6 protein-coding genes are annotated in these 7,117 nt (G+C 73.4%); 1 reads left to right on the top strand and 5 read right to left on the bottom strand.

What is annotated here, in order from left to right:
• The 4 genes from ACFU99_RS26520 to ACFU99_RS26535 all read right to left on the bottom strand — a co-directional run.
• The coding region (locus ACFU99_RS26520) for an AAA family ATPase (RefSeq protein WP_384396326.1) at positions 1-2,350 on the bottom strand (2,350 nt) is incomplete at its 3' end.
• Between the two features lie 545 nt (positions 2,351-2,895).
• Positions 2,896-3,711 carry an SAM-dependent methyltransferase gene (locus ACFU99_RS26525; protein WP_384396329.1) on the bottom strand — a complete coding sequence of 272 codons (816 nt, stop codon included), beginning with the start codon at positions 3,709-3,711 and terminating at the stop codon, positions 2,896-2,898.
• Positions 3,712-3,816: 105 nt separating this feature from the next.
• On the bottom strand, positions 3,817-4,050 hold the full coding sequence (locus ACFU99_RS26530) for a DUF397 domain-containing protein (RefSeq protein ID WP_363129973.1): 234 nt from the start codon (positions 4,048-4,050) through the stop codon (positions 3,817-3,819).
• Between the two features lie 5 nt (positions 4,051-4,055).
• Positions 4,056-4,916, bottom strand: a complete 861-nt coding sequence (locus ACFU99_RS26535) for a helix-turn-helix domain-containing protein (protein ID WP_384396332.1) — start codon at positions 4,914-4,916, stop codon at positions 4,056-4,058.
• A gap of 295 nt (positions 4,917-5,211) precedes the next feature.
• Between ACFU99_RS26535 and ACFU99_RS26540 the strand changes: the two genes are divergently transcribed.
• Entirely contained in the window at positions 5,212-5,670 is a 459-nt protein-coding gene (locus ACFU99_RS26540) for an ATP-binding protein (protein WP_384396335.1), read from the top strand.
• Between the two features lie 32 nt (positions 5,671-5,702).
• On the opposite strand, the gene ACFU99_RS26545 is transcribed toward ACFU99_RS26540, so the two are convergent.
• Positions 5,703-6,965 carry an SLC13 family permease gene (locus ACFU99_RS26545; protein WP_384396338.1) on the bottom strand — a complete coding sequence of 421 codons (1,263 nt, stop codon included), beginning with the start codon at positions 6,963-6,965 and terminating at the stop codon, positions 5,703-5,705.
• Positions 6,966-7,117: the final 152 nt, after the last annotated feature.

Below are 7,117 nucleotides of genomic sequence, written 5' to 3' on the forward strand. Positions count from 1 at the left end.
CGGCCGCGAGCACCCGCAGCGAGACCCCGCGCGTCCAGGACCGCCCCGCGCCGCCGCGCGCCAACTGCTCCTCGGCGAGCGCCCGGGCGCGCCGGTGGTCGCCCAGCGCCAGATACGCCTGGGCGGCGTCGGTGCGCCACGGTACGAGCGCGGGGAGGTCGCGGTCCCAGCCGGACATCAGGTCCCCGCAGGAGCGGAAGTCGTCGAGCGCGGCGTACGGGCGTCCCGCGGCGAGGTAGAAGTGGCCGCGCGCCCAGAGGTAGAGGAGCCCGCCGGGGCTGTGGAAGGCCGCGTCGGGCACGGGGATGCTCAGGTGGGCCGCCGCCTCGTCGAGTCGGCCCATGGCGGTCTTCGCGTACAGCAGGGCGGCGACGGGCGTGGCGATGGCCGCGCCCCACTCCTCGGGGGAGACGAGGGTGAGCGCGGTGTGCGCCGACTCCTCGGCCGCGGCGAGCCCGCCGAGCCTGATCTCGACGAGCGCCTTGGCCCCGGCGAACATCGACTGCCACATCGGGGCCCGCCGCTCCGTGGCGTCCTTGAGAAGGGCGTCGCACCAGGAGCCGGCCCGGTCGAGGTCGTCGGCGAAGATGAGCGCGGCCAGGGCGGCGGTGACGGCGGGCAGCGTACGGTCGTCCAGCTGGGTGTCCCGCAGCAGCCGCTCCGCGCGCGTCACCACGTCGCCGCCGGAGCCCAGGTCCAGCGCGCCGTCCAGCAGGGACACGGCCTGCTGCTGGGCGCTCTGCGCCGGGGTGAGGTCGCGCCGCCCGGCGGGCGCTCCGGTCGTACGGTCCGGGAGGCCCGAGAGCCCGGGATAGCTGTAGGCGGCCCAGAGCCGGAGGAAGCCCAGTTCGCGCGGCTCCTTGCCGTCCGCCTCCGGACCGCCTTCCGCATCCGCACCGTCGTGCCGCTCGGGGCCTCTGTGCCCGTCGTGCCGCTCGGACCCGCCGTACTTGTCGACGGCGTCGAGCACTTCGACGGCCGTCGCCACCTGCCCGAACCAGAGCAGATAGCCGACCAGGGCTCTGGCGTCCCGGCTGGTCAGGCGTCCGTCGAGGGCGGCGGCGGTGAGCCCCGGCAGGTACTGGGCCGCCGCGGACGGGCTCACGCGCCATCCGGTCCGCAGCAGCGCGGCCCGGATGGCGAGGATCCGCGCCTCGTCGGAGCAGGTGTCGTGGGCGACGCGCAGGCAGTCCAGGGCGAGGCCGGTCTCGTCGTCGGCGAGCGCCTCCTCGGCCGCCGTCAGCAGGGTGGGCAGCGCCCACGGCTCGTCGACGGGCTCGGCCACGATCAGGTGCCGCGCGAGTTCGGTGGGCGGCTCCCCGTGCTCGTACAGCACGCGGGCGGCGCGGGCCTCCAGCCGGGCGCGGTGCGCGGGCTCCATGCTCCGCAGCACGGCGGCGCGGCCCGCCTCGTGGCGGAACCAGCCGCAGCTGAGCAGCCCCATCTCGGTGAGCGCGGTCAGACTGTGGCCGACCGGTTCGGGGCCGGTGTCCAGGACTTCGGCGAGTTCGGGGCGGGCGGCGCGCGGGCCGAGGACCGCGAGCGCCCAGGCGGCGGCGCGGGTGGCGGCGTCGCTGCGGTACAGGCAGGCGGTGACGGCCTGCTCGAACGCCTCGCCCGGCACCAGTTCGGCGGACCGGGCCCGGTCACCGGCGTGGTAGTCCTCCAGCAGCGCCCGCAGCAGCAGCGGGCTGCCGCCGCTCAGCCGGTGGAAGTCGGAGACCAGCGGGCGGGCCCGCCAGCCCTCCTGGCCGGCGGCGATCATCTCGGTCACGCCGCGCCAGGGCAGCAGATCGAGGCGCAGCGGGCGGCAGTTGGGGCGGCGCAGCAGCTCGGTCCTGAAGCGCGGGTCCTTGGAGGGGAAGCTGCTGCTCTCGCCGAGGACCACCAGCATGCGGCTGACGTCCAGCCGGCGCGTCAGGTAGAGGACACACTCCAGGGAGTGGGCGTCGGCGTGGTGCACGTCGTCGACGACGAGCACCACGGGGCGCTTGCGGGCCTGGGCGAGCAGGATGCCGCAGAGCCGGGGGAAGACGTTGATGGCGACTTCGGTGGGGATGGTGCCCTCGGCGCCGCGCACCGGAGCGGTGGCCGCGACCAGGTTCAGCAGCCGGGCGGCGCGGTCGGCGTCGGCGCCGGGCAGGTCCGCGCCGAGCAGCAGCTGCCGCATCACGCCGAGGGGCTGGTCGTGGTCGGCCCCGGCCGCCGTGGCGCGCAGCAGCAGCGCGCCGGTCTCCGCGGCGCGTTCCCCGAACGCGCGCAGCAGTGCCGTCTTTCCGCTGGCCACCGGACCGCTGACCCAGGCCACCCCGCCGTGCCCGGCCGCGCAGGCGTCGAGCATGTTCCCCATCGCCGCAAGCTCTTTGTCGCGTTCCACCAACCTCATGAGCTGGTTTCACCCCCGAGTACTGACTGCCGATCCGTGCTGTGGCCCTTGTAGCGTGTGCGTCCGCCGCTGTCGCGCGGATATCCGCGACCCCGGCGGGGCCGTCCGCGGCGCGACGCACGACGGCCGAAACCGTTCTTTCCGTCGCGGCCGCGACGGAGTAGGTGAAGGCGATGGTGGGAGTAGGAGGGTTCTGGTCGGGAGGGTGGGTCCGGTGGGCTCGCGCCGTCCGCCGACGGCGGTGCGGCCGGCCCGTGCGGGGATCGGCGCCGGCGGCCGGTCGGCCTGACGCTCGCGCCCTCGGCGGCCGCGGTTCCGGTGGAACCGTCCCCATGCCGGCGCTCTCCCCCACCCCGTCATCCACCTATTTTTGCCCGCTCCTTACCTGGTCGCCAGTCCAATCGTGAAACAGTTTCGGGAGCCTGGGATTCCGCGGCGTGCCGTACGGACGGGGGTCGGCCGCACAGCACGCCCCGGGTGTGGGACGGGGCCGGGCGCGGTGGCCGCGGCTACGGCTTGCGGGCCACGCCCGCGTAGAGCGAGACGGCCGCGTCGGTGATCTCGGGGCCGAGTTCCGCGCCCTCGTTGTGCCAGCGGTGCGGCACCTCCACGCCGGGGTCGAGGAGTTCCAGCCCGTCGAAGAACCGTTCCACCTGCTCCTTCGGGCGGACGCGGGCGGGGATGCCGCTGCGGTGGTAGATGGAGATGACCTTCTCCCAGGTCTCCGGGTCGAAGTCCGGCGTGCAGTGGGAGAGCACGAGGTAGCTGCCCGAGGGCAGGGCGTCGACGAGCCCCTTGACGATCTCGAACGGGCCGTCCGAGTCGGGGATGAAGTGCAGCAGCGCGTTGAGCGACATCGCGACCGGCTGGTCCATGTCGAGCGTGGCGTGCAACTGGGCGGCCTTGAGGATGGACTCGGGGTCGCGGACGTCGGCGTGGATGTACTCGGTACGGCCCTGGGGGGTGCTGCGCAGCAGGGCCTGTGCGTGGATCAGCACGATGGGGTCGTTGTCCGCGTAGACGATCTTGGCGTCGGGGGCCACCTCCTGCGCCACCTGGTGCAGGTTGGGGGTGGTGGGGATGCCCGTGCCGATGTCCAGGAACTGCCGGATGCCGGCCTCGGCGAGCACGCGGGTCGCCCGGTGCATGAACAGCCGGTTGGTCTGCGCGCAGATCTTGATCCCGGGGAAGACCGACTCGACGTCCCCGGCCGCGAGCGCGTCGACGTCGTAGTGGTCCTTGCCGCCCAGGTAGTAGTCGTACATGCGCGCCGGGTGTGGCTTGCTGGTGTCGATGGTGCCGGGTGCGCCGCCGATTTCGGCCATGGGTGTCCGCCCTCCGTGCTCAGGAGTGATCTGTCGATATGGGGGGTGCCGCCGGAGGTCCGGGGGTGCCGGGGCGCCGGGGGCGGGTGGGGTGGAGCGGGCCGGTCAGTGGACGAGGAAGTCCGCGTCGCCGGCGCGTGCGCCCTGGATGAACGCCTTGATCTCGGCCTTGGTGTAGATGAGGGCGGGACCGTCGGGGTCGGTGGACTGGCGTACGGCGATATGGCCGTCGGACAGCTTCTTCGCTTCCACGCAGCTGCCGCCGTTGGGTCCGCTCCAGGGCTTGTGCCAGCCCTCGGTGCCGAGGGCGTTGGCGGGCATTCCGTTGTGGATCTCCATCTGCGTCACAGCTCCTCTCTCAGATCCTTGAGGATGGTTCTCGACTGCTCGAAGGAGGCGGCCTGGACCGCCATGTGGTCCAGGGCCTCGATATAGGCCGCGACATCGGGGCGGTCGTCGAGGTACCCCGCTCCGGTGAGTCCCTCGGTGTAGATGACATCGGGCTGTTCGCGCAGCCGGCAGCGGAACAGATGGAAGGGTCCGAAGGCGCCGCGGTGCGGTCCGGCCGCGAACGGCATGATCTGGAGCCGTACGTTCGGCCGCTCGGCGACCTCCAGGAGGTGGTCGATCTGGGCGCGCATGACGTCGGGCCCGCCGACGGACCGGCGGAAGACCGTCTCGTCCAGGACGGCCCACACGGTGGGCGCGTGGTCCGTGGTGAGCAGGTCCTGGCGCTTGATGCGGAAGGCGACGCGGCGCTCCAGCTCGTCGCGGTTGCCGTCGGAGCCGACGAGCAGGACGGCGCGGGCGTAGTCCTCGGTCTGGAGCAGCCCGGGCACGTAGTGCGGCTCGTACGAGCGGATCAGCTCGGCGGCGTCCTCCAGGCTGACGTAGGCGCTGAACCAGTCCGGCAGGACGTCGCGGAACCGGTGCCACCAGCCGGGCTTGTTGGCCTCGCGGACCAGGGCGAGGAAGTCCTCGCGCTCCTCCTCGCTCAGGCCGTACCGCGCCACCAGCTCCTTGACGTAGGGGATCTTGAGCCCTACCTCGGCCTTCTCCATCCTGCGGATGGTCTGGTGGGTCACGTCGATGGCCGCGGCGGCCTCTTCGAGCTCCAGCCCGGCGCGCTCTCTGAGCCCTCGGAGCTGTATGCCGAGTACCAGACGCAGGACGGTGGGCGCGCTGCCCGTTCGCGCGTCACCCATACAGCACCTCCTCAACTCTCCGGCACATCATGCCCTGCGCCATAGCGTTGAGGATAGAAGCAATCTGAGATTGCCTTCCTGAAATTATCAGGTTGACCGCTTGCCAGTTGACTGTGTCGGCACCCATAGTGATCGAGTGGCGCACCTCACGAACCACGCGCAGCCCACGCCAACCCGCCGTCCGCGCGGTCGAGTTGTCCTGCCGGTAACCGACTCGCCGATACGTGCCGTGGCCTGCCGTGCCGGACCGCGAGGCCGTCGACAGACCCGCCCCCTCCGCTGGAAGGCGCTCCTCGTGCATGTTTCGCCCCCCACACCGCAGTCGCACACCCCGCGCTCGCAGCAGCAGGACTCGAAGCAGCAGGAGGACGTCTTCCAGCTGCCGAGCCGCACGGCGTCCGTGGCCGAGGCACGGCACCGCACCCGCCAGTGGCTCGACCGGTGCGCCGTCCCCGACGGGATATGCGCGGCGGCGGTCCTCGTCGTCTCCGAGCTGGTGACCAACGCGGTCGTCCACACGGACAGCGAGCGGATCTCCTGCCGGGTACGGGCGGACACCGCCCAGGTGCGCCTGGAGGTGCGGGACAGCGGCTCGGGGCGGCGCGGCCCCCGGCAGCGGAGCGCGGGGCCGGACGCCGAGAACGGGCGCGGGCTGCTGCTGGTGGGGAGCATGGCCGACGCGTGGGGGGTGGCGGCTCCCGGCCACAGCTCGGGCCACACGGTGTGGGCCACCCTGCGGATCACCGGAGCCTAGCTCTTGGGGGCGCCCGTAGGACGTACACGCCCTCAGCCGCCGATGGCACGGAGCATCGTCCACAGGGCGACGGTCGAGGCGGCGAGGGCGGCCGGCACGGTCAGCAGGCCGAGCCGGGTGAACTCGCCGAGGCCGGGCTCGGCGTCCCGCTCGCGCAGGATGCGCCGCCACAGGAGGGTGGCCAGGGACCCGACGTAGGTGAGGTTGGGGCCGAGGTTGACGCCGATGAGGACGGCGAGCACGGGGCCGGGGCCGGCGGGGGCGGCCAGCGGCAGCAGGGCCAGCACCGCGGGCAGGTTGTTGATGACGTTCGCGAGGACCGCGGCCAGGGCGGCGGTGGCGAGGAGCGCGGGGAGCGAGTCGCCGTCCGGCAGCAGATCGCCCATGGCCGTGCCGAGGCCGCCCGCGACGACCGCCTTGACGACGATGCCGAGCGCGAGGACGAACAGGCAGAACAGCGGGTTCGCGGAGCGCACGAGGGCGGGCACGGTGGTCCGGCCGCGGCGCAGTTCCCGTACGCCGAGGACGAGCGCCCCGGCGAGCGCGGCCCAGGCCGGGTTCACGTCGGCGAAGGACGTGACGACGAAGCCGCCGAGGGTCAGCGCGAGGACGGTGAGCGTGAACACGGGCACGGCGGGCGCGGCGGACACGTCGGGGGCCGGCACGGCGTGCGCGCCGTTCGTCAGGTCGGCGCGGAAGAAACGGCGGAAGACCGCGTACTCGACGGCGATGGCGGCGAGCCAGGGCAGGGCCATCAGCGCGGCGAAGCGGGTGAAGGTCAGGCCGCTGGCGGCGAACGCCAGGAGGTTGGTGAGGTTGGAGACGGGCAGCAGCAGCGACGCGGAGTTGGCGAGGTGCGCGGTGGCGTAGGCGTGCGGCTTCACGCGGGCCCCCACCCGCGCGGCCGTCGCGAAGACGACGGGGGTCAGCAGCACCACGGTCGCGTCCAGGCTGAGCACGGCCGTGACGACGGCGGCCACCGCGAACACCCCGCCCAGCAGCCGCCCCGGACTGCCGCCGCAGCGCCGCGCCACCGCGTCCCCGGCGGCCGTGAACAGCCCGTCGTCGTCGCAGAGCCGGGCCAGCGCCAGCACCGCCGCGAGGAACCCGACGACGGGCAGCAGGGTGCGGGTCTGCGCCCAGGCGTCGGCGGGCGAGACCGCGCCTGTGGCCACCACGACGGCCGCGGCGGGCACGGCCGCCACCGCCTCCGGCAGCCCGCGGGGCCGCACGACGGCGAACGCCAGCACCGCCAGCAGCAGAAGTACGGAGACCGCCTCCAGCGCGGCGCTCACAGGGCGGGGCTCACGGTGCTCGGTCCTTCCGGCGTCGCGTACGGGCCGAAAGGCACGGCACGGCTTCAGGTCAACGGGTGCTGTGCGAAGCGTACGAGCTTCCGGCGCCGGGCGCGCCGCGCGGACACCGGCCGCACAGCTCTCGTCAGGCG

It is taken from the genome of Streptomyces sp. NPDC057654, assembly GCF_042800135.1.
In the GTDB taxonomy this organism is placed as follows: Bacteria; Actinomycetota; Actinomycetes; order Streptomycetales; family Streptomycetaceae; genus Streptomyces.